The sequence below is a fragment of the Peribacillus sp. NPDC096379 genome, from assembly GCF_044762875.1.
GTDB lineage: Bacteria > Bacillota > Bacilli > Bacillales > DSM-1321 > Peribacillus.
Genome location: NZ_JBIWFD010000002.1, coordinates 254475 through 279266 on the forward strand (window position 1 = coordinate 254475; position 24792 = coordinate 279266).

Annotated in this window: 24 protein-coding genes; 18 read left to right on the plus strand and 6 right to left on the minus strand. The window is 38.7% G+C overall.

Features of this window, described 5'->3' with window-relative positions:
- Positions 1–118: 118 nt before the first annotated feature.
- Positions 119–961, plus strand: a complete 843-nt coding sequence (locus ACIQZI_RS10280) for a YitT family protein (protein WP_403072732.1) — start codon at positions 119–121, stop codon at positions 959–961.
- A gap of 161 nt (positions 962–1122) precedes the next feature.
- On the opposite strand, the gene ACIQZI_RS10285 is transcribed toward ACIQZI_RS10280, so the two are convergent.
- From ACIQZI_RS10285 to ACIQZI_RS10295, 3 genes are all read right to left on the minus strand, one after another.
- Positions 1123–1302 (minus strand): DUF3813 domain-containing protein, encoded by a 180-nt coding sequence (locus ACIQZI_RS10285; RefSeq protein ID WP_062182150.1) that lies wholly within the window; start codon positions 1300–1302, stop codon positions 1123–1125.
- Entirely contained in the window at positions 1302–1454 is a 153-nt protein-coding gene (locus ACIQZI_RS10290) for a hypothetical protein (protein WP_403072736.1), read from the minus strand. The genes ACIQZI_RS10285 and ACIQZI_RS10290 overlap by 1 nt, the downstream gene beginning before the upstream one ends.
- A 139-nt stretch (positions 1455–1593) precedes the next feature.
- On the minus strand, positions 1594–2409 hold the full coding sequence (locus tag ACIQZI_RS10295; RefSeq protein ID WP_403072739.1) for a Cof-type HAD-IIB family hydrolase: 816 nt from the start codon (positions 2407–2409) through the stop codon (positions 1594–1596).
- Between the two features lie 209 nt (positions 2410–2618).
- Between ACIQZI_RS10295 and ACIQZI_RS10300 the strand changes: the two genes are divergently transcribed.
- The 10 genes from ACIQZI_RS10300 (at position 2619) to clpB (ending at position 15930) form a co-directional block, all read left to right on the plus strand.
- A complete protein-coding gene (locus tag ACIQZI_RS10300; RefSeq protein WP_062182145.1) occupies positions 2619–2927 on the plus strand; it encodes a metal-sulfur cluster assembly factor in 309 nt (102 codons plus the stop codon).
- A gap of 413 nt (positions 2928–3340) precedes the next feature.
- A complete protein-coding gene (gene argC / locus ACIQZI_RS10305) occupies positions 3341–4372 on the plus strand; it encodes an N-acetyl-gamma-glutamyl-phosphate reductase (protein ID WP_403072742.1) in 1032 nt (343 codons plus the stop codon).
- A gap of 17 nt (positions 4373–4389) precedes the next feature.
- On the plus strand, positions 4390–5622 hold the full coding sequence (gene argJ / locus ACIQZI_RS10310; RefSeq protein WP_403072745.1) for a bifunctional ornithine acetyltransferase/N-acetylglutamate synthase: 1233 nt from the start codon (positions 4390–4392) through the stop codon (positions 5620–5622).
- Positions 5623–5634: 12 nt separating this feature from the next.
- Positions 5635–6408, plus strand: a complete 774-nt coding sequence (gene argB / locus ACIQZI_RS10315) for an acetylglutamate kinase (RefSeq protein WP_403072748.1) — start codon at positions 5635–5637, stop codon at positions 6406–6408.
- Positions 6405–7556 (plus strand): acetylornithine transaminase, encoded by a 1152-nt coding sequence (locus ACIQZI_RS10320; protein WP_403072751.1) that lies wholly within the window; start codon positions 6405–6407, stop codon positions 7554–7556. The genes argB and ACIQZI_RS10320 overlap by 4 nt, the downstream gene beginning before the upstream one ends.
- Before the next feature lie 82 nt (positions 7557–7638).
- Positions 7639–8721: a carbamoyl phosphate synthase small subunit gene (locus ACIQZI_RS10325; protein ID WP_403072754.1), complete on the plus strand. Its 1083-nt coding sequence runs from the start codon at positions 7639–7641 to the stop codon at positions 8719–8721.
- Positions 8714–11833: a carbamoyl-phosphate synthase (glutamine-hydrolyzing) large subunit gene (locus ACIQZI_RS10330; protein WP_403072757.1), complete on the plus strand. Its 3120-nt coding sequence runs from the start codon at positions 8714–8716 to the stop codon at positions 11831–11833. Before ACIQZI_RS10325 ends, ACIQZI_RS10330 begins: the two co-directional genes overlap by 8 nt.
- A complete protein-coding gene (argF, locus tag ACIQZI_RS10335) occupies positions 11830–12783 on the plus strand; it encodes an ornithine carbamoyltransferase (protein ID WP_403072760.1) in 954 nt (317 codons plus the stop codon). The genes ACIQZI_RS10330 and argF overlap by 4 nt, the downstream gene beginning before the upstream one ends.
- Positions 12784–12935: 152 nt before the next feature.
- Positions 12936–13115 (plus strand): YjzC family protein, encoded by a 180-nt coding sequence (locus tag ACIQZI_RS10340; RefSeq protein ID WP_062182126.1) that lies wholly within the window; start codon positions 12936–12938, stop codon positions 13113–13115.
- A gap of 220 nt (positions 13116–13335) precedes the next feature.
- A complete protein-coding gene (clpB, locus tag ACIQZI_RS10345; RefSeq protein WP_403072764.1) occupies positions 13336–15930 on the plus strand; it encodes an ATP-dependent chaperone ClpB in 2595 nt (864 codons plus the stop codon).
- A 90-nt stretch (positions 15931–16020) separates the two neighbouring features.
- Here the strand turns inward: clpB and ACIQZI_RS10350 are convergent, their stop codons facing one another.
- Positions 16021–16197, minus strand: coding sequence for a YjzD family protein (locus ACIQZI_RS10350; protein WP_403072766.1), 177 nt, complete (start codon positions 16195–16197; stop codon positions 16021–16023).
- A 224-nt stretch (positions 16198–16421) separates the two neighbouring features.
- On the opposite strand from ACIQZI_RS10350, the gene ACIQZI_RS10355 reads away from it, so the two are divergent.
- The 3 genes from ACIQZI_RS10355 (at position 16422) to ACIQZI_RS10365 (ending at position 18430) form a co-directional block, all read left to right on the plus strand.
- The gene (locus ACIQZI_RS10355; protein WP_403072769.1) at positions 16422–17144 is read left to right on the plus strand and encodes a hydrolase; all 723 of its coding nucleotides are present in this window, start codon (positions 16422–16424) and stop codon (positions 17142–17144) included.
- 92 nt (positions 17145–17236) lie between these two features.
- On the plus strand, positions 17237–18010 hold the full coding sequence (locus ACIQZI_RS10360; RefSeq protein WP_403072772.1) for a hypothetical protein: 774 nt from the start codon (positions 17237–17239) through the stop codon (positions 18008–18010).
- A gap of 234 nt (positions 18011–18244) precedes the next feature.
- Positions 18245–18430 carry a ComZ family protein gene (locus ACIQZI_RS10365; RefSeq protein WP_062182111.1) on the plus strand — a complete coding sequence of 62 codons (186 nt, stop codon included), beginning with the start codon at positions 18245–18247 and terminating at the stop codon, positions 18428–18430.
- 256 nt (positions 18431–18686) lie between these two features.
- Here the strand turns inward: ACIQZI_RS10365 and ACIQZI_RS10370 are convergent, their stop codons facing one another.
- Positions 18687–18926, minus strand: a complete 240-nt coding sequence (locus tag ACIQZI_RS10370) for a hypothetical protein (RefSeq protein WP_062182108.1) — start codon at positions 18924–18926, stop codon at positions 18687–18689.
- A 230-nt stretch (positions 18927–19156) separates the two neighbouring features.
- Here ACIQZI_RS10370 and ACIQZI_RS10375 point away from each other — a divergent pair, with 230 nt between their 5' ends.
- The 4 genes from ACIQZI_RS10375 (at position 19157) to ACIQZI_RS10390 (ending at position 23681) form a co-directional block, all read left to right on the plus strand.
- A complete protein-coding gene (locus ACIQZI_RS10375; protein ID WP_403072777.1) occupies positions 19157–20095 on the plus strand; it encodes a beta-ketoacyl-ACP synthase III in 939 nt (312 codons plus the stop codon).
- A 49-nt stretch (positions 20096–20144) separates the two neighbouring features.
- Positions 20145–21386: a beta-ketoacyl-ACP synthase II gene (gene fabF, locus ACIQZI_RS10380; protein ID WP_062182102.1), complete on the plus strand. Its 1242-nt coding sequence runs from the start codon at positions 20145–20147 to the stop codon at positions 21384–21386.
- A 395-nt stretch (positions 21387–21781) separates the two neighbouring features.
- Positions 21782–22561 (plus strand): DUF2268 domain-containing putative Zn-dependent protease, encoded by a 780-nt coding sequence (locus ACIQZI_RS10385; protein WP_403072782.1) that lies wholly within the window; start codon positions 21782–21784, stop codon positions 22559–22561.
- 364 nt (positions 22562–22925) lie between these two features.
- Positions 22926–23681, plus strand: a complete 756-nt coding sequence (locus tag ACIQZI_RS10390; RefSeq protein ID WP_403073979.1) for a YjbA family protein — start codon at positions 22926–22928, stop codon at positions 23679–23681.
- A 72-nt stretch (positions 23682–23753) separates the two neighbouring features.
- Here the strand turns inward: ACIQZI_RS10390 and trpS are convergent, their stop codons facing one another.
- On the minus strand, positions 23754–24743 hold the full coding sequence (trpS, locus tag ACIQZI_RS10395; RefSeq protein WP_403072785.1) for a tryptophan--tRNA ligase: 990 nt from the start codon (positions 24741–24743) through the stop codon (positions 23754–23756).
- Between the last annotated feature and the right edge of the window lie 49 nt (positions 24744–24792).

Consider the following 24792-nt stretch of genomic DNA (forward strand, 5'->3'; position numbering starts at 1 on the left):
CTTGAATATATACGACTAATAATAGTGTAGCATGTCAATGAAAAAAAACAATCCACTTAAGCATGGAATAACAGCTAAAGGGTAGTAGGATACTATAGGTAAAGATTGGAGGCAGAATATGTATCTTTTAGAAGGTAAGAAAATCATTATTGTTATTATCGGTGCACTTTTTAATGCGGTCGCTATGAATCTGTTCCTGATACCCGCCAATATTTATGCAAGCGGGTTTACTGGAGTTGCTCAACTAATATCCACATTACTTAGAACGTATGCACCGTTTACCATTTCAACAGGAATTATTTTATTTATTTTAAACGTTCCGATTACGATCATTGCATGGAAAAAAATCGGTCGCGCATTTACTGTATATAGCTTTATTAGTGTCGGATTAATGACTGTATTTATGGAGGTAATTCCTGTTTACAAAATGTCGCCTGATATATTATTAAATGCAGTATTTGGTGGAGTTATAGCGGCAGTTGGGGTTGGAATTACACTGAAATTTGGGGCATCGACTGGAGGGATGGATATCATCGCTATGCTCCTTTCCCGTGTAAAGGATAAGCCGGTAGGTACATACTTATTTCTACTAAATGGAGTGATTATCGTCACTGCTGGAGCGATTTATGGACCAGAAAAGGCGCTTTATACGCTTGTCACTCTCTACACTTCAACAAGAGTCATTGATGCTATCCATACACGTCATGAGAAGCTTACAGCGATGATCATAACGAAGAAGGGGAATGAGCTTAAGAATGCCATTCACTCAAAGCTTGTTCGCGGCCTAACCACAGTTCCAGTAAAAGGGGGATATACAAATGAAAACAAAGAAATGATATTGATCGTGGTTACCCGGTATGAGCAATATGATTTAGAAAAAATCATCAATGAAGTGGATCCTGACGCGTTTACGAACATTCTACAGACAACGGGCATAGTAGGGTTGTTTCGAAAGGAATAAAAAAAGAGTCAGACCCACAACTCCTATATACAGTTCAATTAAGGTGTGTGTAACTTGATAAACTGTATATAGAGTGTGGTGTCAGACCCTTTAAGGATTTAAAATAAGCAAAAATCTCCGACCTAGTTTTAACTGCTAGTTCTTTGGTGCTTGTCCTTTGCTTATTTTGACTCTAGCTTATTCTGTAGCTCTCGCAACTGAACTTGTTCTGCTTCAGTTGAATTGGCGTAAGCAGAAGAAAGTGCATTTTTGGCGATCGCCATTGTTTCCTCTTGGTTATGATCTCCATTTCCTGCTTCTTCGACAAATTTTCTAGCTTGCTGAAATAATTTGTTTGCCATTATAATCCACCATAGCTTTGTTCAGACATAAGTTGAGTTCTTTTTTCTTCAGCTTCAGCGTACGTAGAATGATAAGGGATTCGTTCAGCATGCTGCAAGACCGTATTCTTCCCTTGCTGTACAAAACGTTTGGCTTTGCTACTTTTACCCATTCTTATCGCCTCCGTATTCTAAAGCGTTTGGAGATTGGTTTAGAAGGATTTGTCTCCTTCTTAATCAACCTCACTACTAGTTTGGCTTACTCAGCTAGAATTAAAAGCGGGAATAAATAGAAAATTTCATATGAGTTACTTAAAACTTCAAATTGAACTTATCCTCAAGGAAAACAGCGATTCCATCTTCTTCATTCGTTAGTGTGGTGGCATTGGCAATTGTTTTCAATTCGTTAATGGCATTGCCCATTGCCACCCCAGTCCCAGCATATTTAATCATCTCGAAATCATTGTCTTCATCACCGAAAGCAATGATCCGATCCTTTGGTATATCTAAAGATTTGGAAACACGGTCAAGACCAACCGCCTTATTTAATCCGGTCCGGACAATTTCAATTACATGGAATGGATCTGCCCAGCGGCGATGGTCGATAACCTCAGCATGAACATCAGACAAATGTTTTCTGATATCATCTACATATTGTTGCTCAGTATGGATTAACATACTTGTGGGAGGCGCGTTAAGAAAATTACGCAAATCACCAGTCGTGATATTCGTACTCCCCATTTGCAAGAGATCAATTAGTTTTTCATCATGATAATGAAAGAACACATCATCCCGTACTTCAGCAATAATGTTATGATAAGTAAAATTCTGAACAGCTTTTACGATATCTTTCGCAACTTCAATATCAAGTGGTGAGTGAAAAGCTCCCCAAGCATTGTTTTTAGGATGGTGCACGAATGCTCCGTTGAAATTTACGATTGGGGTGTTTAAATCAAGCTCACGATAATATGGTTCACTGGAACGGTAGGGTCTGCCTGTTGCAATCATAACCTCATGACCGTCATCTTTTAACTTTGCTAATGTTCTTTTTGTACGATTGGTGATGTTTTTTTCATTTGTAAGTAATGTACCATCAAGGTCTAAGACAATCAGATGTTTTTCAGTCATTTAGTCACCTTCTATTTCTATTTTTTTTTTGGATATGCTACTAATATTACCCTTATTTGTAAGCAATGTTAAATCTTTTTAATTTTCGTATTGTTCCTGTATAGTGAAGAGTAATCTTGAAATAACTTATGCTAACAAGTATTTGCTTAATTAATGGGCATAAGTTTGATAAGATGTAGGTATCGATGCAGATAAAGGAGTGAATAGAAATGGACCAAGATTTAAAAGATAATTTAATGGGTGCATTAGAACAGGTCATTGATCCTGAACTTGGAGTAGATATAGTGAATTTAGGTCTCGTATATGATGTTGATATGGACGAAAACGGGATGGCTACTGTTACAATGACGCTAACAGCTATGGGTTGCCCACTCGCTGGAACGATTGTGGATAATGTGAAATATGTCCTAGAAGATATTCCGGAAGTGAAGGACTCAGACGTAAACATTGTTTGGAGTCCACCTTGGTCAAAAGACCGTATGTCAAGATATGCGAAAATCGCATTAGGTATTAAATAAATATTTAAGCTAGAAGGAAAGTAAAGCCGTCAGTCAATCTGACGGCTTTATTTCGTGAGGTCTCGGTGTATTATCGAAGAATTTTCCAATAAGACATCCATAAGAGATTACTCTAAACCCCAGCGATAAAAAAGGTTCAGGTTCTAAAAGCCGTATCATTTTATGAAGGTCGCGGTGCGGAGCTGAATTATCGGATGCTTTCTCGATTATATAAGTATACCCGCTAAGTAGATTAGCTATATATGTAAGCCACGAAGCCCCGTCCCCATGTCTTCCATACAAAAATGCCAATATTTAAAAATAGTTTAAAAAATTCGCTCATTTTATAAAAATACATTTGATTTTATTTTTATTCAGTCATATAATACTATTATTATAGAATCGTAGGGAAGAATACAATGGAGATGATAAACTTGAACGTTTCAATTGTTGGTGCTACAGGCTATGGCGGATTAGAACTTATTCGTCTTTTGAAAAATCATCCAAACATGAAAATTGCCTCTTTGCATACATCATCTAAATTTGATAGGAAAATAAGTGAAAGTCATACACATTTATTGCATGAAGATTTTGTGTTAGAAGAAATTAATCCTGAAAAAATTGCCGATAAATCGGATATTGTTTTTCTAGCTACACCATCAGGGGTCTCAGCAGAACTTGTCTCCGCTTTTTCTCAGGTGAATGTTAAGGTTATTGATTTATCCGGTGACTTACGCTTAAAAACCCCAGGTGAATATGAAAAATGGTATAAAAAAACAGCTGCACCGCAGAAAATCATTGATTCAGCTGTGTACGGTCTTACGGAATGGAATGCCCAGCACATTAAAGAAGCAAACGTGATCGCAAATCCGGGCTGTTATCCAACTGCAACATTACTTGGCCTAGCGCCATTATTTACAGAAGGCTTAGTTGCGGGAGATGTCATTGTTGATGCAAAATCAGGCGTATCTGGAGCAGGAAAGTCACCATCAGATATGACCCATTTTAGCGATATGAATGAAAATTTCAAAATATATAAAGTACATGAGCATCAGCATATCCCGGAAATTGAACAGCAGCTATCTGTGTGGTCACAGAAAATAGAGCCCATTACCTTTACGACGCATCTTGTCCCAATGACACGAGGAATCATGGCGACCATGTATGTAAAGGTAAACAAACGAATTTCTACACAAGAGCTTTATGATCTATATCAAACGACTTACAATTCACATCCTTTCGTAAGAATCCAAAGAGCTGGTCAGTTCCCGGTCACGAAACAAGTATATGGCTCTAATTTCTGCGATATCGGGATGGCGTATGATGAACGAACAGGAAAAGTAACGATTGTCTCGGTTATTGACAACCTTGTGAAAGGTGCAGCCGGGCAAGCGATTCAAAATGCAAATATTATGATGGGCTTGGAAGAAACAGCAGGTTTATCCACGATACCCATTTATCCATAACTATTCGGAGGTTAATTATGAAAACACTGCAGCGTGTTGCATCTATAAAGGAAATCGAACAAGGAAGTATCGTTACACCACAGGGGTTTAAAACAGCAGGTGTTCACGCTGGATTACGCTATGCGAAGAAAGATCTTGGGATCATCTTATCGGATATTCCTGCGTCAGTTGCGGCTGTTTACACACAAAGTGTGATCCAAGCAGCTCCCCTTGAAGTGACAAAGCAAAGCATTCAAGAGGAAGGGAAGGTACAAGGAATCATTGTTAATAGCGCTTGCGCCAATGCCTGCACTGGCAAACAAGGACTAAAAGACGCCTATGAAATGAGGGATCTGGCTGCTTCGAAATTCGAATTACCATCACATTATCTTGCGGTTGCTTCAACAGGTGTTATTGGTGAATACATGAAAATGGATAAAATTAAACGTGGGATTGAACTGTTAGAACCATCATCCGCGGATAAGGATGCTATAGATTTCGAACAAGCAATCTTAACAACAGATACCGTAACGAAGAATTGTGCGTACTCAGTCGAAATAGATGGGGTAACGGTTACGATGGGTGGAGCAGCGAAAGGATCGGGAATGATTCACCCGAATATGGCTACGATGCTCGGATTTATTACGACAGATGCAGCCATTGAGTCTAGCGATTTACAGCTTGCACTTTCAGCCATAACTGATCAGACGTTTAATCAAATTACAGTAGATGGCGATACATCAACAAATGATATGGTGCTTGTTTTAGCAAATGGTAAAGCGGGGAATCAAGCGTTATCACCAACACATCCTGAGTGGGATACATTCATTCAATTATTGAAACAAACGAGTGAAAGCTTGGCAAAGCAAATCGCCAAAGACGGCGAAGGTGCAACCAAACTAATCGAGTGCAATGTTTTTGGAATGGGTACAAAACGCACGGCACAAATCATTGCTAAAACAATCATTGGTTCTAATTTAGTTAAAACAGCGGCATATGGAGCAGATGCGAACTGGGGAAGAATTATTGCTGCAATGGGACGCAGTGGAATCGATTTTAACCCGCAACAAGTCACTATTGCTTTCGGAGATCTCGTTGTATTAGAAGACGGTGAACCAGTTGATTTTTCTGAAGAAACCGCTAAAGCTTATTTGGAGCAAGATTTACTCGTGATAAATGTTACGCTTAAAGAAGGATCTGAAACAGGAACAGCATGGGGCTGCGACTTAACTTATGATTATGTGAAAATCAATGCGAGTTATCGATCCTAAGGAGTGTGCAGAATGAAAACCTTAGTTATTAAATGCGGCGGTAGTATTATTGATGAACTGTCAGAAACTTTTTTTGAAAGCATAAAAGAACTGCAAAGCCGTGGCTGGCGAATGGTCTTTGTTCATGGTGGCGGTCCGGATATTAACGCCATGCTTGAACAAAGCAATATCACACCAATCTTTGAAAATGGACTACGTAAGACAACCGCTGAGGTCATGGAAATTGTTGAATTGATGCTTTCAGGTAAATCGAACAGAAGCCTTGTTCATAAGCTTGAATCACATGATATTAAAGCGATTGGCTTAAATGGCTCTGATGGCAAGATGTTGATTGGGAGCTATATTGATGAATCGGCTTTGGGCGCTGTTGGCGAGATTGAGAAAATTGATACAGATCTATTGGAAGTGCTTCTTCAAAAAGGAATATGTCCTGTGCTAACTCCCATCTCAATTACGGAATCAGGACAGAAGCTGAACGTGAATGCTGATATGGCAGCAGGTGCGGTGGCAAAAGCACTTGGTGCACAAATGTGTTTATTTGTTACTGATGTTAAGGGAGTTCTAAAAGAAGGCAGCTTACTCTCACAGCTTACAGCAAGGGAAACGAAAGAAATGATTAAAGAAGGTACCATTTATGGCGGAATGATACCTAAGGTGACCACTGCGCTTTCCGTTTTGGAAAAAAATATACCAGAAGTGATGATTGTCAGCGGAAAGTCTTGTTTCTATGACAATAATGATTTTATTGGCACGAAATTTGTTACACAGGAAGGGGTATATCAATGAGTTCATTATTTCCAACCTATGAAAGATGGCAGATTGAACCAGATCAGGCGTTAGGATCTTGGTTAACAAGCAAGGATGGTAAGAAATATTTGGATTATACGTCTGGAATTGGCGTGTTGAATCTGGGACATTGTCATGAAAAAGTAAAAACAGCCGTTGAAAAACAATTAGCTTCATTTTGGCACACATCGAATATGTTCGAAAATTCAAAGCAGGAAAAAACCGCTTCACTCATTACGGAGGCATCTGGTCTAGGGTCTGTCTTCTTTTGTAACAGTGGTGCCGAAGCAAATGAAGCTGCGATAAAACTCGCACGGAAAGCATCAGGGAAAAATAAAATCATTACTTGCATTCAATCATTTCACGGGCGTACTTTTGCGACGATGGCAGCAACAGGGCAGGAAAAGGTCAAAGTTGGTTTTGGGAAAATGCTTGAAGAGTTTACCTATATTCCATTCAATGATGTAGATGCATTGGTAAACAGTGTGGATGCAGACACTGCTGCAATTATGATTGAAATCGTTCAAGGCGAAGGCGGGATTCATAAAATTGAACAGGAATTCCTGGATGCAATAAAATCTGTAAGTGAAAAATTCGACATCTTATTAATTATCGATGAAATTCAAACGGGAATTGGCCGTACTGGTAAGCCATTTGCTTTTCAACACTATCAGATTGATCCGGATATTATTACAATTGCTAAAGGGCTAGGAAATGGCCTTCCTATCGGCGCAATGGTAGGAAAGAAAGAGCTTGCCAAGTACTTTGGACCAGGTAGCCATGGATCGACGTTTGGCGGAAACCCAGTTAGTATCGCAGCAGCAGAAGCGACGGTTCAAGAAGTGTTCAAAGAGGACTTTCTTTTAGGAGTAGTTGAAAAAGGAAACTATCTTTTCGATCAATTGAACGAAAAACTAAAGGATTTAGAAAACGTGAAAGAGATACGCGGGATGGGGCTGATGATTGGGATTGAATTAGTGAATGCTGGTCAACCGATTTTACTAGAACTTCAAAAGCAAGGGATACTTGTCTTGACAGCAGGTCCAAATGTAATAAGGCTACTACCGCCATTAACAACGAATAAACATGAATTGGATATATGCATTGAAAAGATTGCAAATGTAATAGGAAGTAAGCAGCCAGTCTAAAAATGACTGTATTTTTTACAAATCGAATGAATAAAAATACTTTATGTTATATAAAAATACAGTCTTGCATAGGAGTGAAATCATGAAAAACTATTTACATTTATCAAATGGTCAATCTTTTGAGGGAAAATTATTAACTAGAGATATGAACGATGCCATGCAAGGTGAAATTGTCTTTTTTACAGGAATGACAGGCTACCAAGAAGTGTTGACAGACCCTTCATATAAAAATCAAATTGTCGTATTTACGTATCCGTTAATTGGAAATTATGGGATTAACGATGAAGACTTTGAAAGCAGAAAGCCGCATGTAGCTGGTGTAATTGTTTATCAAGGAGATATGAGTTATTCTCATTTTCAAGCCCGTCATTCGCTAAAAGATTATCTCGATAAATGGAATATTCCATTGCTTAGTCAGATCGATACGAGAGCAGTTGTGAAGACGATTCGAAAATTAGGTTCTATGGAAGCTGCGATTACACCTGATCCGAATTATCAAGTGCAAACCAGCTATAATGGAAATACTCAAATAGTATCAGAAGTTTCTTCTAAGGAAATTACGAGTTATGGAAACGGTACAAAGCATGTTGTTCTTCTTGACTTTGGTTACAAGAAATCGATTTTGGACAGTCTAATCAGTCAAAATTGTAAAGTAACGACAGTACCTTTCAATACGGACCTTCAAACGATTCAGAGCCTGAATCCGGATGGTGTAGTCCTATCTAATGGGCCGGGTGATCCAAAGCAACTAAAGCATTTACTTGAAAATATCAAAAGCATACTTACTCATTATCCGACGATGGGCATATGTCTTGGTCACCAACTTACAGCTCTTGCATTTGGTGGGAATACGAAGAAAATGCTTTTCGGTCATCGAGGTGCCAATCAGCCAATTGTTGATTTGAAAACGAAACGGGTATACATGAGCTCGCAAAATCACAGCTATGAAGTGGCGGAAGAGAGTTTGATGAACACAGGATTACAGGTACGATTCCGCAATGTGAATGATGGCACAGTTGAAGGTTTGGTCCATACTGAACTACCGATTGTCACGACACAATACCATCCGGAAGCTAACCCAGGCCCAGCGGAAAGCGGGGAACACTTTTCAGAGTTTTTACAGATGATAAATGACTATAGCGGGAGAGAAAAAGCATATGCCTAAGAATCATTCCATACAAACTATCCTAGTAATCGGATCAGGCCCGATTATCATCGGGCAAGCAGCAGAATTTGATTATGCTGGCACTCAAGCATGTTTAGCGCTTAAAGAGGAAGGCTATCGGGTCATTTTAGTGAATAACAACCCAGCTACAATTATGACGGACGACATGAATGCAGATGCAGTATATTTTGAGCCATTAACCTGTGATGTACTTGAAAAAATCATCGCAAAGGAAAAACCAGATGGCTTGCTCGCTACATTAGGAGGCCAAACAGGATTAAATCTTGCGTATCAGCTTCATGAAGCTGGAATTTTGGAAAAGTATGGCGTTACATTGCTCGGGACTCCAATTGACTCCATTAAAAAAGGAGAGGACAGGGAGCTTTTTCGACAATTGATGTTTGAAATCAATGAACCAGTTCCTGAAAGCATGATTGTTCATACCTATGATGAAGCGGTTGCTTTTGCAGAAAAAATTGGGTTTCCGATCATTGTTCGGCCAGCGTATACACTAGGCGGTACTGGTGGCGGTATTGCAGAAGAGATGGACGTATTCAAGGAGCTTGTCAGAGGTGGGCTACAGGAAAGTCCGATTACTCAATGTCTCATTGAGCGGAGCATTGCAGGTTTTAAAGAAATTGAATATGAAGTAATGCGAGACAGCAATCAAACTTGTATCACGATTTGTAATATGGAAAATATCGATCCTGTTGGCATTCATACAGGAGATTCAATTGTTGTGGCACCTTCTCAGACGCTTTCCGATGAAGAATACCAAATGCTACGCTCGGCATCGATTAAAATTATTTCAGCATTAGGGATTATCGGCGGTTGTAATATCCAATTTGCTCTTGATCCGAATAGTAAAAGCTATTATTTAATTGAAGTGAATCCTCGGGTAAGCCGTTCTTCGGCACTTGCTTCAAAAGCGACGGGCTATCCGATTGCCCGCATTGCAGCAAAATTGGCAGTTGGCTATCATTTGTCAGAACTGATCAATCCCGTTACGAAGAGCACGTATGCAAGCTTTGAACCTGCACTTGATTATGTAGCTGTAAAATTTCCTAGATGGCCATTTGATAAATTTCCAACAGCAATGCGTAAGCTTGGAACACAAATGAAGGCGACCGGTGAAGTAATGGCCTTGCATCGAAGTTTTGAAGGAGCTCTTCAAAAAGCCGTTGACTCACTTGAACTAAAGACATTGGGTCTTCAGTTAAAGTCATTAAAAGAAAAATCTTTATCAGACTTGTGGGATATGCTTTATGCGCAAACAGATGAACGAATTTTTGTGATTTTCGAATTACTTCGCAGAAATGTTACAATAGAGGCGATTCATGAAGCAACTAAAATGGACTATTTTTTCTTAGCGAGTTTTTCAACCATAATAGAAATGGAAAAGAATCTTGCTGACAAAAATCTTTATGATCTAACGAAGGAAGAATTCGTGTTCATAAAGGAAAATGGCTTTTCTGATCGTTATTTGGCATCTATATGGGACGCATCAGAACTTGACGTGAGAAAGCAGCGGATAACGCTAGGAGTCACAGCGGCGTATAAAACGGTTGATACATGTGCAGCCGAATTCGAATCTCATACGAATTATTATTACTCGACGTATTTCGGTGAAAATGAGCAGGAAAAGTCAGCTAAACAAAAGGTCTTGATTATCGGCAGTGGACCAATCCGAATTGGGCAAGGGATTGAATTTGATTATTGTTCAGTACACAGTGTTTACGCCCTACAACAAGAACATGTAGAAACTATCATGATTAATAATAATCCTGAAACAGTGAGTACAGATTTTGCCACAGCTGATCGCCTTTACTTTGAACCTTTGACACTTGAGTATGTTTTAAATGTAATAGAGGCAGAAGGGATTCAAGATGTAATCGTTCAATTTGGTGGTCAAACTGCGATTAATCTTGCACAGGGGCTTGAAGAGCAAGGCATTAATTTATTGGGAACATCCTTTGATATCGTTGACCAATTAGAAGATCGTGATCGTTTCTATACGTTGCTACAAAAGCTTGATATTCCTCATGTTCCTGGTGAGATGGCGAATAACGCACAAGAATTACTGAAGCAAGCTGAACAGATTGGCTTTCCTGTTTTATTACGTCCTTCCTATGTAATTGGCGGTCAGGGAATGGAAATCATTCAAGATCGTAAAAGTCTAAATAATCGTTTGAACAATGGAGAATCTCTTGTTTACCCTGTACTTCTTGACTCTTATATACCTGGTCAAGAAGCTGAGATTGATTTAATTGCCGATGGCAGTGATATCTATATACCTTTAGTTGCCGAACATATTGAAAAGGCAGGCGTCCATTCTGGAGACAGCCTAGCTATTTTTCCAAGCACAACTATTTCCAATGAAATGAAAGAAAAAATGGTCGAATACTCGAAGAAAATTGTCGTAGAACTTGGCTATAAAGGATTAATGAATATCCAATTCGTTATCCAAGGTCAAAAGATTTATGTGCTTGAAGTCAATCCACGTGCAAGTCGAACGATTCCTTTAATCAGTAAAATTAGCGGTGTTCCACTTGTCCAAGTTGCGACAAAAATATTGCTTGGGAAATATTCTTTGTCGAATTTACTAGGAAAAATAGGGTTAGAAGATGATTTCTCGTATTCTGCTATTAAATACCCAGTCTTTTCAACATTTGCTTTAAATGGTCTTGATTCGAAAGTTGGACCAGAAATGAAATCGACTGGAGAAGGTATTGCCATTGCGAATACAATCAATGAAGCATTAGCGAAAGTTTATCATGGTCAAAGAGACGTGCATAAAAACGGTTTATTCATTTCCCCTACGATCCATCTAAGTGAGGAAATGTTAAATCGAGTGCTTGATGCAGGAATGGTTATTGCGGATGGTGATTTTGAATCATGGCTTAAACAAGGAAACGGTGCGGCAGTATTGTCATATGGAAAATCTGAGGAAGATCAACATTTGCGATTATTAGCAGCGAAATATCGTATCCTCGCTTTTTCAGAAGAAGAAACTTTCCTTGCATACTTACAATCGCTTTCTGAAAAAGAGATAAAAATTGCTTCACTACAAACTTGGCTTAGTTTAGATAAAAAGGGAGTGACACAAGTATGAGTACAATAATCAAGAACGGAAAAATCATTCAGCAAAAGGATTTTCTTACACTAGCTGATGTTGCTCCTGACTCAATTTTGGAGTTGCTAAAATTAGCTAGTGATATTAAGTCGAAATGGGCAGCTAATGAAGAGTATGCACCATTAAAAGGAAAAACGTTAGGGATGATTTTTGAAAAATCATCAACAAGAACGAGAGTGTCGTTTGAAGTTGGCATGCTACAACTTGGCGGGCATGGCTTGTTTTTAAGCAGCAATGATATCCAGATTGGTCGTGGAGAAACGGTAGCGGATACGGCAAAAGTCTTATCTCAATTCGTTGACGGAATTATGATTCGAACATTTGGGCATGAAAAGATTGAAGAGTTGGCTGCATCGGCAACCATACCTGTTATTAATGGCTTAACAGATATGTTCCACCCATGTCAGGCACTAGCTGATTTATTGACGATTCAGGAAGTTAAAGGGAAGCTTGCAGGCCTGAAAATGGCATATATTGGCGATGGGAATAATGTCGTACATTCTTTAATGATTGCCTGTGCAAAAACGGGAATTGACTTTTCCATTGCGTGTCCAGCTGGATATGAGCCGAATAAGGAAATTATTGAATACGCGAAAAAAGAGGCTAAGCAACAGGGATGCGAAATTGTCGTGACAGATTCTCCTGCTGAAGCCATAGAAGGTGCTGACATCGTTTATGCAGATGTCTGGACATCAATGGGACAAGAAGCAGAGAATGCCGTTCGATTAGAAGTATTTAAAGAGTATCAAATTAATGCAGAGCTAGTAAAGCATGCGAAAGAAGACTATATTTTCATGCATTGCCTTCCAGCTCACCGTGAGGAAGAGGTAACAGCTGAAATTATTGACGGACCAAATTCTGTCGTTTTTCATCAAGCAGGAAATAGGCTGCATGCTCAAAAAGCGATTTTGGTCGACTTGCTTCAATAAAAATGATTAATGATAATCAAGTTATTGAGAAAAAAGCATGTTTGTTTAAAAATTTCGCCTGAAAATTGCTGATTTTCACGAACATACCATTGATAATCGCACTCGTCTTTGGAAAGACTAAAAGTACAGTCAGCAAAAGGAGAGTGATGATCATGGGTCAAAATCATCAATTTAAATTTGGACAAAAAGCGCCGAATAATGGGGTTTATGTTGAAATAGGTGAAACAGGAAGCACGGTGAATAATCCGAAAAAAGTAAAGCTGAAAGCAGGAGAAGCTTTCCCTGAAAATTCGAATCACAATCGTGTTTGGATGTACCAACGTAAACCATAATCATCAATTCAAATAGAGAACATCAATTGGGTCAGATCTCGTACTCTACATACAGTATCATATACTGTAGTTCGTAGCGGCGAGATCTGCCCCTTTGCTTTTGCCCTTATATAAGCCTTCTTTCTTTAAATTTAGTGGGTTTTATTGTACAATAGACTTAAAGGTCAAAGAAGGTCAAAGTATAGATCATGCCATCTGGCTTAATGTTGGAGGGATACTTATGGATATGGAAAAAATGACAGAAAAATTGCAGGATGCCTTTATAATAAGTCAGGATTATGCTCTTTCCCGAAACAACCAGGAATTGAATGAACTGCATGTTTTACAGGCTCTGTTTGATCAAGATGAAAGCATGTTAATGAGAATTCTTTCAGAGAGTGATCAGCCGATAAATCCATTTGAAGCAATGCTTGAAGAAGAACTAAACAAACTACCGCAAGTAACAGGGAGTACAGAAGGAAAAGGTGTTTATTTAGCAGCATCGCTACGAAACATAATGGAAGTAGCAGAGTCTGAAATGAAACGTTTTTCTGATGAATATTTGTCTGTAGAACACATTCTACTTGCGATACTTAAAGTGAACAAAACTTATACTAAGAAACTATTTTCACCATTCAATGTAAACTATCAGACCGCGTTAAACATTATCAAGGAGATTAGGGGGAATCAGAGAGTGACTAGCCAAAATCCTGAAAGCACATATGAAGTACTAAAGAAATATGGCAGAGATCTTGTGGCAGAAGTAAGGTCTGGGAAAGTCGATCCTATTATTGGAAGAGATTCAGAAATCCGAAATGTCATTCGAATACTTTCGAGAAAAACAAAAAACAACCCTGTGCTTATCGGGGAACCGGGTGTAGGGAAAACCGCTATAGTGGAAGGTCTTGCACAAAGAATTGTACGAAAAGATGTGCCAGAAGGATTGAAAGACAAAACGATATTCTCGCTCGATATGAGTGCACTCGTCGCTGGTGCGAAATTCCGCGGCGAATTTGAAGAGCGCTTAAAAGCAGTTCTAAATGAAGTCAAAAAAAGCGATGGGGAAATTTTATTATTTATTGATGAAATCCACACGATTGTAGGTGCAGGCAGAACCGATGGCGCCCTTGATGCTGGGAATATGTTAAAACCGATGCTTGCCCGCGGCGAATTGCATTGTATTGGTGCAACGACGCTTGATGAGTACCGGAAGTATATTGAAAAAGACCCGGCTCTTGAAAGAAGGTTCCAACAGGTACTTGTATCAGAACCAGACGTTGAGGATACGATATCCATTCTCAGGGGATTGAAAGAACGGTTTGAAATCCATCATGGTGTCAGAATTCATGATCGTGCCATTGTAGCAGCGTCTGTATTGTCTAATCGCTATATTACAGACCGATTTTTACCTGATAAGGCGATTGATCTAGTAGATGAAGCCTGTGCCATGATTCGGACTGAAATCGATTCAATGCCAACTGAACTAGATGAGATTACTCGGAAGGTCATGCAGCTTGAAATTGAAGAAGCCGCACTTCGGAAAGAAAGTGATGAACCGAGCAAAAATAGATTAGCCATTTTGCAAAAAGAACTATCTGAGCAACGTGATCAGGCAAACGCAATGAAGGCACAATGGCAAATGGAGAAATCATCCTTACAGCATGTGTCTGAGCATCGGGAACAATTGGAAAAGCTTCGCCGTGATTTAGAACAAGCAGAAAATGAGTATGATTTAAATCGGGCTGCAGAATTACGACATGGATTAATTCCACAAAAGGAAAAAGAACTAGCCGCTCTTGTTGCGAATTTAGAAGAGGATAAACAAGACAACCGTCTATTACGTGAAGAAGTAACGGAAGAGGAAATTGCGTCGATTGTAGCACGCTGGACAGGAATTCCTGTTACAAAGCTAGTGGAAGGAGAAAGAGAAAAGCTTCTCCGGCTCCCTACAATCCTAAGCGAGCGGGTAATTGGTCAAGATGAAGCAATCGAATTTGTTTCAGATGCGGTCCTCAGAGCAAGAGCAGGCATTAAGGACCCGAATAGACCGATTGGTTCTTTTATCTTTTTAGGACCAACAGGTGTAGGGAAAACAGAGCTAGTAAAGGCACTTGCAGAAACTTTATTTGATAGTGAAAACCAAATGATTCGAATCGATATGTCAGAGTATATGGAGAAACATTCAGTTTCCCGGTTAATCGGGGCACCTCCAGGTTATGTGGGATTTGAAGAAGGAGGACAGCTTACCGAAGCGATCCGACGTAAGCCATATTCCGTTATTTTGCTTGACGAAATTGAAAAAGCGCATCCAGACGTATTCAACATCCTCTTGCAAATGCTTGATGATGGTAGAATTACAGATTCGCAAGGCAGAACCATTGATTGTAAAAACACAGTCATCATTATGACATCAAATATCGGCTCCCATTATTTATTACAGTCCGATTATCGTCAGGATGAAATAGAAGAAACGGTGAAAGAACAAGTGATGAGTGAGTTGCGCAGCCATTTCCGTCCTGAATTCTTAAATCGTGTCGATGATATTATTTTGTTTAAGCCTTTATCGAAATCTGATATTGGAAAAATTGTTGATAAAATGGTCTTTCAACTCCAGGAACGTATTGAGGATCAGCATTTAACACTCACGATCACAGATGAAGCGAAGGAATTCATTGCCGATCAAGGATATGATCCTGTATATGGAGCACGACCGCTTAAACGATTTATCCAAAAGCAAATTGAAACAAAGCTTGCCAGAGAAATTATTGCGGGAAAAGTATCAGATCAACAACAAATTGTATTTGACTATGACGGAGAGAAGATTTTTCTTGTATAAAAAATAACCAGGACTTAACTTCCGCCGGGAAGATGTAGTTTGAAAAGAGGCTGACAATAGTCGGCCTCTTTTACATGCTTCATGATTAAATTAGTGGCTTGTCTTTTCAACCGAATCATTAGGAAGGATTGTAGGCACAATCAGAATTAAGATAGTGCTTACTACTCCTAAAATAGAAGCAGTTGTAAAATTATATGCTACACCAATCATGGAACCGGCAACATATGTTAGCATATGCATCAATATGAATGCCCAGAAAAAAGTCATAAAATAACGCATGGATATTCACCTCATTCTATTGCATTATGTTTATCTTATCATATTTACTATTTCGATAAAATGGGTTTTTATCAATTTTCGAGTAAACTAAAGCTTTTGCCAATAAATATATGACACAACAAGATTTACACGGTATCATAGGTATATAACGTTTCCATTTGAAGGGAAAAATCATAATATATAACAAGTATTAATTAAAAGGAGTAAGACAAATGGACCAACGTACTTTTCAAATGGACGGACAGTGGAGTATTGTTTATTATCCATTTAAACCGAGTGGGTTTTCCATTCTTCTTATTGGTGACAGTGGTCACTTCGTTTGTGAAGGAGATAGTTATTGGCTGCAACACCCTGGCAGACGAGGTATCCTGAATCACTTGAAAGATTCTGGCTACACGCTTTATTCCTCACATCTATATGGAGCAAACTGGGGGAGCAAGAAGGCAGTTGAATTAGCGGAAAAACTTTATTTCATGATGATGAAAAGTGAAATTCTCAATGATAAAATCCATATACTAGCAGAAGGGGCTGGTAGCTTAGTAGCATTAAAGCTTCTTGAGTTTATGGATGACAAAATTCGTTCTGTCGTTTTAATTGATCCTTGGTTATCGATAAAGTCACCGTTATTGAGAGAAAGGGAAAACAAGCTGTACTATAAAAAATGGCTTCGAGAGGTAGCGTTCGCCTATGATAGAGGCCTAAATGAGATTGAAGAATATATTGAAACTATGCCGGATCATCCAATTCCAACACATACTCCTCTGAAAATTATTCGCGTTCTAGGCAACAATGATACGGCTCAGGCAAATCATTATAAACAACTCAATGAACAAAAGAGAAAAAATCTAGAAATGGTTTATTTACTCCCAGAAAAAAGATACAAGATTCCTTATCAAATCCAGCAGTTTTTCAAGAAAAATGAAGATACAATTTGAATTTAGAACTATTTACAATAGATTAGGCATACGATACAGCATGTAGTGGAAAGGTTCTAGTCATAACCTAGTCCTAGATTAGGGGGGACATGATGGATCAAACGATAATCGTAGGCATGTATCAATTTGTCGGGTTTCACTTAACAAAATATCTGCTAGAACATGGTAATGATGTAATAGGGATAGATTGGGAATTAAATGAGGAAAAAGAGCTCGAAATCGGTAGAAACGCAAATTTTTCTTTCCAGAAGCCTAGTAGTTTATCAGACATGAACGTATCAAATGAGAAGACCATTTATATTTCTTGGTATGACTTCAATAAACGAAGAAGTGTTTTTTCAGTTGAGGAGACAGAGGAAATCCTTCTTGCTCTTCACAGTTGGAGTATGCTCCCAAATGAAAATCGGCCGGCGGTAGTTCTCCTCTATCCACTGGGAGTAGAAAGTCAGCAGATTCTTACGATCGTTGAACAAGCCGAATGGATGAAGGTGGTTTATCTACCAACGATTTATGGACCAGGTCAGTCTGAGGAGTCGGCATTTGAGGTAAGTATTCAGAAAAAAAGTAGATCAGAAATTGAAAAGGCGTTAGCATGTGAATACAAAAATGATGCCATCTTTATCGATGATTTATTGGCCAGTTTACCTCAAATTACAACATTGAATGAAAGAATAATTACTGTTAAAAGTAAACAAGAAAATCAATGGTCGCTATGTGCTCAGCTAGTATTTCATCAGGAATTATTAGAAGGACTTAGAGGAAATTCTGAAATTGATTCAAAACATCAAACCTTTGTGTTTGAAATAGAAAACCATACTACACCTGAAGAGGGCATTGCATTACAGGTACAGCATGGCAATCATTGATTGGTGAATGAGTTATCTAGTCATTCATAAATAGAATAGGTAAATTCCTTTTCATTTCTCTCATGTATGGGTATTATATTCAATATGAATATCTAATACAGTTTTAAGAATGTAAGTCATCCTTGATACAGACCTTGTTTTCAAAATTTGCTCAAATTGAATGGTTAGATAGGATTTCGAGATGAGGATACTACGATGGTCAAGGAACTTGCTTTTTTTAGAGGAGGATTAACCATGCAAAACGATAAAACAATGGAATTCATGGCGATTGCGATGAAGTATTTTCCAGAAGCTAAAGCAAAACTTGAAGAATCAGGTGTAGAGGTTTCTATGGAAATGGCAATGCCGTTTCTTGAAATTTTCAAAAGTGTCATGTATGAAGCATATGAACTAGGAAAAAAAGATGCAGTAAATCAATAATAAATAAAAGGGGGTGGAATTTCGCATTCCACCCTCTTTTATTTATCCCGGTTTAACAGGCTGTAATATCCCCACCTCAATGTTTGTTTAGAGAATCAAGAAAAAATTGGTGGGGATAAACAGCCTGTAAATCCCCGATTGGTGAGATACAGTGAAACTTAGCTTTGTGGTTTTCAAAGGTTTAGTTGAACCAATCGGGTTCGTAGTGTCGCTTTATCGAAGATTTAGCGACAGTAGAACGGGACTAACCATCACTTTATTTTCCTTTAACTTGGGACAATAGTTGAGCGAAAAGCGGATTGAATTTCTGGAGGGAAGGCTTCGTTTTCTCGTAGAGAGATAGTAAAGTATCGACATTTTCCATCAATTGAATGTAATCGATATCAGATGTAGTTTCTTTTGCAATAGATTCTGTTTCTGTTTCAGGTTCCTTTCTCTTTGAAAACATCATCCTTGAGAAAAGATCAGTATTATGGGACTGTTTATGATCCGTCATGTATGAATTCCTCCTTTTTATTTGAGTTGATGATATTAATCTAGCATTTAGTGTATTGTATGGGAATGGTTGGCTCCTTGCTTAGGCTCTTGTCCCACTTTTTCTGGATGTGAATCTTTTACTCTTTTTATTCATGCTCTTGCAACATGAGCTTCTTTAATATAAAATTAGCACCAGGTAATAATAATTGATGATAATAACGGATTAATAAATAGATAGGGGATGGCAAAATGAATGCAGGAATAATTGGAATTGGACGCTATTTGCCGGAGAAAGTGTTAACGAATTTAGATTTGGAAAAAATGGTAGAAACGTCAGATGAATGGATTAAGACTAGAACTGGTATTGAGGAACGAAGAATCGCTAATGATGATATGGATACATCAGATATGGCCTATGAAGCGGCTTTACAAGCAATCAAAAATGCGGATATAGACGCAAAAGATATTGACTTGATTTTAGTTGCGACTGTGACACCGGATCGGCCGTTTCCCACTGTAGCATGTATGTTACAAGACAAGCTTGGCGCATCAAAGGCTGCCGCGATGGATATAAGTGCTGCATGTGCCGGCTTCATGTATGGCATGGTAACTGCAGAGCAATTCGTTAAAACGGGGACATACAAACATGTGTTGGTTGTCGGAGTTGAGAAGCTTTCAAAAGTTACTGACTGGGAAGACCGAAATACGGCCGTTTTATTTGGTGACGGTGCAGGTGCGGCTGTGATTAGTCAGGTTTCAGATAATCGAGGTATTCTTTCATTCGAGTTAGGCGCAAATGGTGCAGGTGGAGATCATTTGTATCAAGATACTGGAAGTAAAATTATCATGAATGGTCGCGAAGTATTTAAGTTCGCTGTACGTCAAATGGGAGAATCATGTATAACGGTTCTTGATAAGGCTGGGCTATCAAAAGAAGATGTAGATTTCCTTATCCCTCATCAAGCAAATATTCGAATTATGGAAGCGGCGAGGGAAAGACTTGGGCTGCCAATTGAAAAAATGTCTACTACAATTAGAAAATATGGAAACACTTCTTCAGCCTCAATTCCAGTTGCATTATTTGAAGAACTTGAAGCAGGAAAAATCAAAGATGGTGATCTAGTTGTGATGGTCGGCTTTGGTGGCGGATTAACTTGGGGAGCCATAGCTATGCGCTGGGGGAAATAATATAGAACCTTGCGACGGTTATTTCTAAATAAAGAAGGGAGAATACTATATGACGAAACGAAGAGTTGTTGTAACGGGAATTGGTGCTGTTACACCCCTTGGGAATGATGCTAAGACAACCTGGGAGAACATACTTGAAGGTAAATCAGGCATAGGTCCATTAACGCGATTAAATGCAGATGAGTATCCTGCTAAGGTAGCAGCAGAATTAAAAGAATTTAACATCGAAGAATATGTGGATCGTAAAGAAGCCCGAAAAATGGACCGATTCACACATTATGCTGTAGCAGCTTCCACAATGGCGGTAAAAGACGCTAATTTAGAAATTAATGATACGAATGCAGATCGAATCGGTGTATGGATTGGTTCAGGAATTGGTGGAATGGAAACGTTCGAAAACCAACATGAAAACTTTTTAAATCGAGGCTATAAGAGAGTAAGTCCATTCTTTGTTCCGATGATGATTCCTGATATGGCCTCTGGTCAAGTTTCGATTGCCTTAGGCGCAAAAGGAATCAACTCATGTACAGTTACAGCATGTGCATCTGGTACGAACTCAATCGGTGATGCATTCAAGGCGATCCAACGTGGTGATGCTGATGCAATGATTACGGGTGGAGCAGAAGCCCCAATTACAAAAATGGCTGTGGCTGGATTTTGCGCAAATACTGCCTTATCGACAAACCCTGATCCGAATACAGCGAGCCGTCCTTTTGATGTAAAACGTGATGGCTTTGTTATTGGAGAAGGTGCTGGCATTATCATTTTGGAAGACCTAGAGTTTGCACGAAAACGCGGTGCCACCATTTACTGTGAAATCGTCGGATACGGTTCAACTGGTGATGCTTACCATATTACCGCACCAGCTCCAGGCGGTGAAGGTGGGGCAAGAGCAATGAAGCAAGCAGTGAGTGATGCGGACCTCAAACCGGAAGATATTCAGTATATAAATGCGCATGGAACGAGCACAGCTTATAATGACAAATATGAAACAATGGCGATAAAAGAAGTTTTTGGCCAACATGCAAATAAATTGGCAGTAAGCTCGACTAAATCGATGACAGGACATTTGCTAGGAGCAGCTGGCGGTGTGGAAGCTATTTTTACTGCACTAGCTATTCGTGATCAAATTTTGCCACCGACGATTAATTTGGAAAATGCTGATCCAGATTGTGACTTAGACTACGTTGCCAATACAGCTCGTAAAGCAGAGGTTACAGCTGCCTTAAGCAACTCATTGGGCTTCGGTGGTCATAATGCAACAATCGTCTTAAAAAAATATGAAGACTAAAAAATAATTGATAGATTCTCTACTACATTTTAGGATGTCCTATGAGGGTCAGATTGCACACTACATCTAGTTCATAGTGCTACATACACTACATTTGAACGCTATAGTTGTTATGCTGTCTGATCCTTTAGTGTGCGACGTCCAAATGGGAAGAGAATCTTTTTTTTGATTATAAACGGAAAGGCTATGTTAAATGACGATGTATGAGCCACAGGTAAAAAGTGAAGTAATCCTTCAGCTAAACCAGAAAATCTTGTATAGCGATATACAAAATAAATTGTATTCATATTGGATTAGAAAATTTATTAAACTACTTCGGGAAAATACCATTCATTGACTGTATCATCATTGGCTGCCCAACATATGATGGATAAAACATAGTGGGGGTGAGAGTGATGGGAATTATTGAAACGAATGTTTGGCTTCAAAACAATAGTAGCCCAAAAGAAATATGTAAACACTTAGAAGGTGAATTCCCGAAAATGAGACCGAATAATATATATCGGTTGTTACAGCAACATGGGATGTATCGAGATTCACGCCAAACAAAAAGAGACATAGAATCTTTAGTTTCAGAGAGCATCTGGAGTAAAGTAACGGCTATTTTTCAGCGCTACCAAAGGTTATGGAAAGGCCCAGATATCCCTGTTTATATTTTCCCAATGAATGCAGGGGGCTTATTCAATCAATCACTAGATACAAAATCTGGTTTAGCTTTTCGGGATAAATTATTCCTTTTTGTCCGTCCTGGTATTAGTTTGAAGGAACTTACCGCTGTGTTTATTCATGAATACCATCACGTATGTAGGTTAGCTTGCGTTAAGCAAAATGAAAATGATTTCACGTTGCTTGATCGAATGGTCATGGAGGGCTTAGCAGAACATGCTGTCATGACCTACCTTGGGAAGGAGTACTTAGCAAAATGGACCAGCTTATATTCGGATGAGCAGTCGAAACATTATTGGGAGAAATACCTTAAAGAAGATATTCAGCTGAAGCGTAACGAGAGAAAACATGACCAATTATTACTTGGAAAATCACCTTATCCAAACATGCTCGGTTATAGCACTGGCTATTTTTTGGTGAAACAGAAAAACGATCTTACAGTGAAAAAAACATTCGCGGTCTCATCTGAAGATTTTATTTTGGGGGCAAAGGGAACGGGTTTAGGTTAAATGTAATTAAGAGGTTGTATCTAATGGTAACGTCTTATATAGAGGAATCTTTTCGTGTTTTAAAACCGCATTTTTTTGGTTCCGGCTCGCAAAGGTTAGAAAGGGAGGGTGAAACACGCGCCAATATGGGGGGATTGCTTAAATTGCCCTCTTGCATATCACCAGGCAAGGGTTTCTTGAAAACGCTATCAAGTGTATGTAGATCAATCAGTTTTTTTGAGGTAAAACCTGTAATCTAGTGAAGTGCACCTCATCCTTGTTTCTTAGAAAAGAAAAATAATCATCTGCCTATAAAAGGAATAAATTCTCTCACAACTGCCTATACTGATGGACAAATAGAACTAAGTAAGCGAGGGGTCAAATGATGTTATATCTTCATGATGTTTGGGTGAATTGGTTTGAAGGAGAAGAAAACGGCTACAATATTTGCCATTTTCATGAATGGAGAAAAGATGACGGAATTGAACTACTCGATCAAGTTCCGCTTTTAAAAATTTCGTCAACCCTTTTTCATTACATAGAAAATGATTTGTCTGAATTACCGAAAGCACTACTCAATGATATTTATCAAAAAGCCTATGCAAGAAAAAACCATGAAAGAATTCAATTGGATTATTGCTTTGTCATTACAGACGGAAGTGGGATACTAGCAATTGATACAATTGGCTATCACATTCCCATTCGGAAAAGCAGGCTAATTCCACGCCAAGAGCAAATTGTATACGACATGATTGAAAACAATCCTGCCTTAGAGTACACATTTACTGATAATGCTGCAACGGAAAAAGAATATCATATATTATCACCATCACCGCAATATATGGAAGGTCTTACCCGGAAAGAACGCCAATTAAAACAGCTTTTATTTATGGCTATGGATCAACTATTTACAGCCAAACACACAGCTGAAATTCGCTACTGGTTTACAGAGTGGTCACCAGAAAAATATGAAAGTATACAGGAGATGAATTTCGAGGAAGCTTGGGTTGGATTATATGAAGAAATGAAAGCAGGCTGGTCAGATAAACATCTTCACATGTGTGAGTACTTGGTAAAAGGCCAACCATTTTTTGAAAAGCTATGGGAAATGGAAGTCGGCGACAGTCAGTCCATGTTATAAAATAGACACAGAAAAAGACGTACTCAGAAACGAGACGTCTTTTTCTATTGGCCAATCATCATTGCAATTTAGTTACTTTCTTTTACGTCCTAATCCCATACCATTAGACATTTTGCGGAGCATTTTATTTGCTTCGATATTTGCTTTTTGGGCACCTCGATCTAAAATTTCATCCAGTTCAGTAGACTCAAGTAGACGATAGTAGCGATCCTGAATCGGTTGGATTTCTGCGAGAACGACATCTACTAATCCCGATTTAAAGTCGCCATATCCTTTACCTTCATATATCGCTTCGATTTCAGCAATCGATTTACCACTAAAGATGCTATAAATGGAAAGAAGATTAGAGACGCCTGGTTTATTCTCTTTGTCGTACTTGACAATACCTTCTGAATCGGTAACTGCACTTTTAATTTTCTTTTCAATTTGTTTTGGATCATCTAATAAGGCAATAGTCGCTTTTTTATTTGGATCAGATTTACTCATTTTCTTTTCAGGCTCTTGCAGAGACATAATCCTTGCGCCAGCTTTTGGTAGGCTAATTTCAGGAATCGTAAAGATCTCGCCATATTTCCGATTGAAACGTTCAGCCAAATCCCGAGTTAATTCAATATGCTGCTTTTGATCTTCACCAACAGGTACAAGATCTGAATTATATAGAAGGATGTCGGCGACCATCAATGGTGGGTATGTAAGTAAACCAGCTGACACGCCATCTTTCCCAGCAGATTTGTCTTTAAATTGAGTCATTCTTTCCAACTCGCCAATATAAACATTGCATGTCATCATCCAGCCTGCTTGGGCATGTGCTGGCACTTCAGATTGGATAAAGATCGTATTCTTTTCTGGATCTAAGCCAATTGCCAGATATAACGCTGCAAGATTACGGATATTTTTTCTTAATTCTAATCGATCTTGTGGAACAGTAATTGCGTGCTGATCGACAACACAAAAGTAGCAGTCATATTCATGTTGAAGTTCGACGAATTGCTTCATCGCGCCAATATAGTTGCCTAATGTTATTGAACCGGTAGGCTGTATGCCTGAAAAAATCCTTTTCACCTATTGTCACTCCCTGTATAAGCTTAAAAAATAATAGTAAGTTTACTTC

Excerpts from the sequence above, each read along its gene's own strand:
- ACIQZI_RS10280 (WP_403072732.1), top strand. The coding sequence starts at position 119 with ATGTATCTTTTAGAAGGTAAGAAAATCATTATTGTTATTATCGGTGCA.
- ACIQZI_RS10285 (WP_062182150.1), bottom strand. The coding sequence starts at position 1,302 with ATGGCAAACAAATTATTTCAGCAAGCTAGAAAATTTGTCGAAGAAGCA.
- ACIQZI_RS10290 (WP_403072736.1), bottom strand. The coding sequence starts at position 1,454 with ATGGGTAAAAGTAGCAAAGCCAAACGTTTTGTACAGCAAGGGAAGAAT.
- ACIQZI_RS10295 (WP_403072739.1), bottom strand. The coding sequence starts at position 2,409 with ATGACTGAAAAACATCTGATTGTCTTAGACCTTGATGGTACATTACTT.
- ACIQZI_RS10300 (WP_062182145.1), top strand. The coding sequence starts at position 2,619 with ATGGACCAAGATTTAAAAGATAATTTAATGGGTGCATTAGAACAGGTC.
- argJ (WP_403072745.1), top strand. The coding sequence starts at position 4,390 with ATGAAAACACTGCAGCGTGTTGCATCTATAAAGGAAATCGAACAAGGA.
- argB (WP_403072748.1), top strand. The coding sequence starts at position 5,635 with ATGAAAACCTTAGTTATTAAATGCGGCGGTAGTATTATTGATGAACTG.
- ACIQZI_RS10320 (WP_403072751.1), top strand. The coding sequence starts at position 6,405 with ATGAGTTCATTATTTCCAACCTATGAAAGATGGCAGATTGAACCAGAT.
- ACIQZI_RS10325 (WP_403072754.1), top strand. The coding sequence starts at position 7,639 with ATGAAAAACTATTTACATTTATCAAATGGTCAATCTTTTGAGGGAAAA.
- ACIQZI_RS10330 (WP_403072757.1), top strand. The coding sequence starts at position 8,714 with ATGCCTAAGAATCATTCCATACAAACTATCCTAGTAATCGGATCAGGC.
- argF (WP_403072760.1), top strand. The coding sequence starts at position 11,830 with ATGAGTACAATAATCAAGAACGGAAAAATCATTCAGCAAAAGGATTTT.
- ACIQZI_RS10340 (WP_062182126.1), top strand. The coding sequence starts at position 12,936 with ATGGGTCAAAATCATCAATTTAAATTTGGACAAAAAGCGCCGAATAAT.
- clpB (WP_403072764.1), top strand. The coding sequence starts at position 13,336 with ATGGATATGGAAAAAATGACAGAAAAATTGCAGGATGCCTTTATAATA.
- ACIQZI_RS10350 (WP_403072766.1), bottom strand. The coding sequence starts at position 16,197 with ATGACTTTTTTCTGGGCATTCATATTGATGCATATGCTAACATATGTT.
- ACIQZI_RS10355 (WP_403072769.1), top strand. The coding sequence starts at position 16,422 with ATGGACCAACGTACTTTTCAAATGGACGGACAGTGGAGTATTGTTTAT.
- ACIQZI_RS10360 (WP_403072772.1), top strand. The coding sequence starts at position 17,237 with ATGGATCAAACGATAATCGTAGGCATGTATCAATTTGTCGGGTTTCAC.
- ACIQZI_RS10365 (WP_062182111.1), top strand. The coding sequence starts at position 18,245 with ATGCAAAACGATAAAACAATGGAATTCATGGCGATTGCGATGAAGTAT.
- ACIQZI_RS10370 (WP_062182108.1), bottom strand. The coding sequence starts at position 18,926 with ATGACGGATCATAAACAGTCCCATAATACTGATCTTTTCTCAAGGATG.
- ACIQZI_RS10375 (WP_403072777.1), top strand. The coding sequence starts at position 19,157 with ATGAATGCAGGAATAATTGGAATTGGACGCTATTTGCCGGAGAAAGTG.
- fabF (WP_062182102.1), top strand. The coding sequence starts at position 20,145 with ATGACGAAACGAAGAGTTGTTGTAACGGGAATTGGTGCTGTTACACCC.
- ACIQZI_RS10385 (WP_403072782.1), top strand. The coding sequence starts at position 21,782 with ATGGGAATTATTGAAACGAATGTTTGGCTTCAAAACAATAGTAGCCCA.
- ACIQZI_RS10390 (WP_403073979.1), top strand. The coding sequence starts at position 22,926 with ATGTTATATCTTCATGATGTTTGGGTGAATTGGTTTGAAGGAGAAGAA.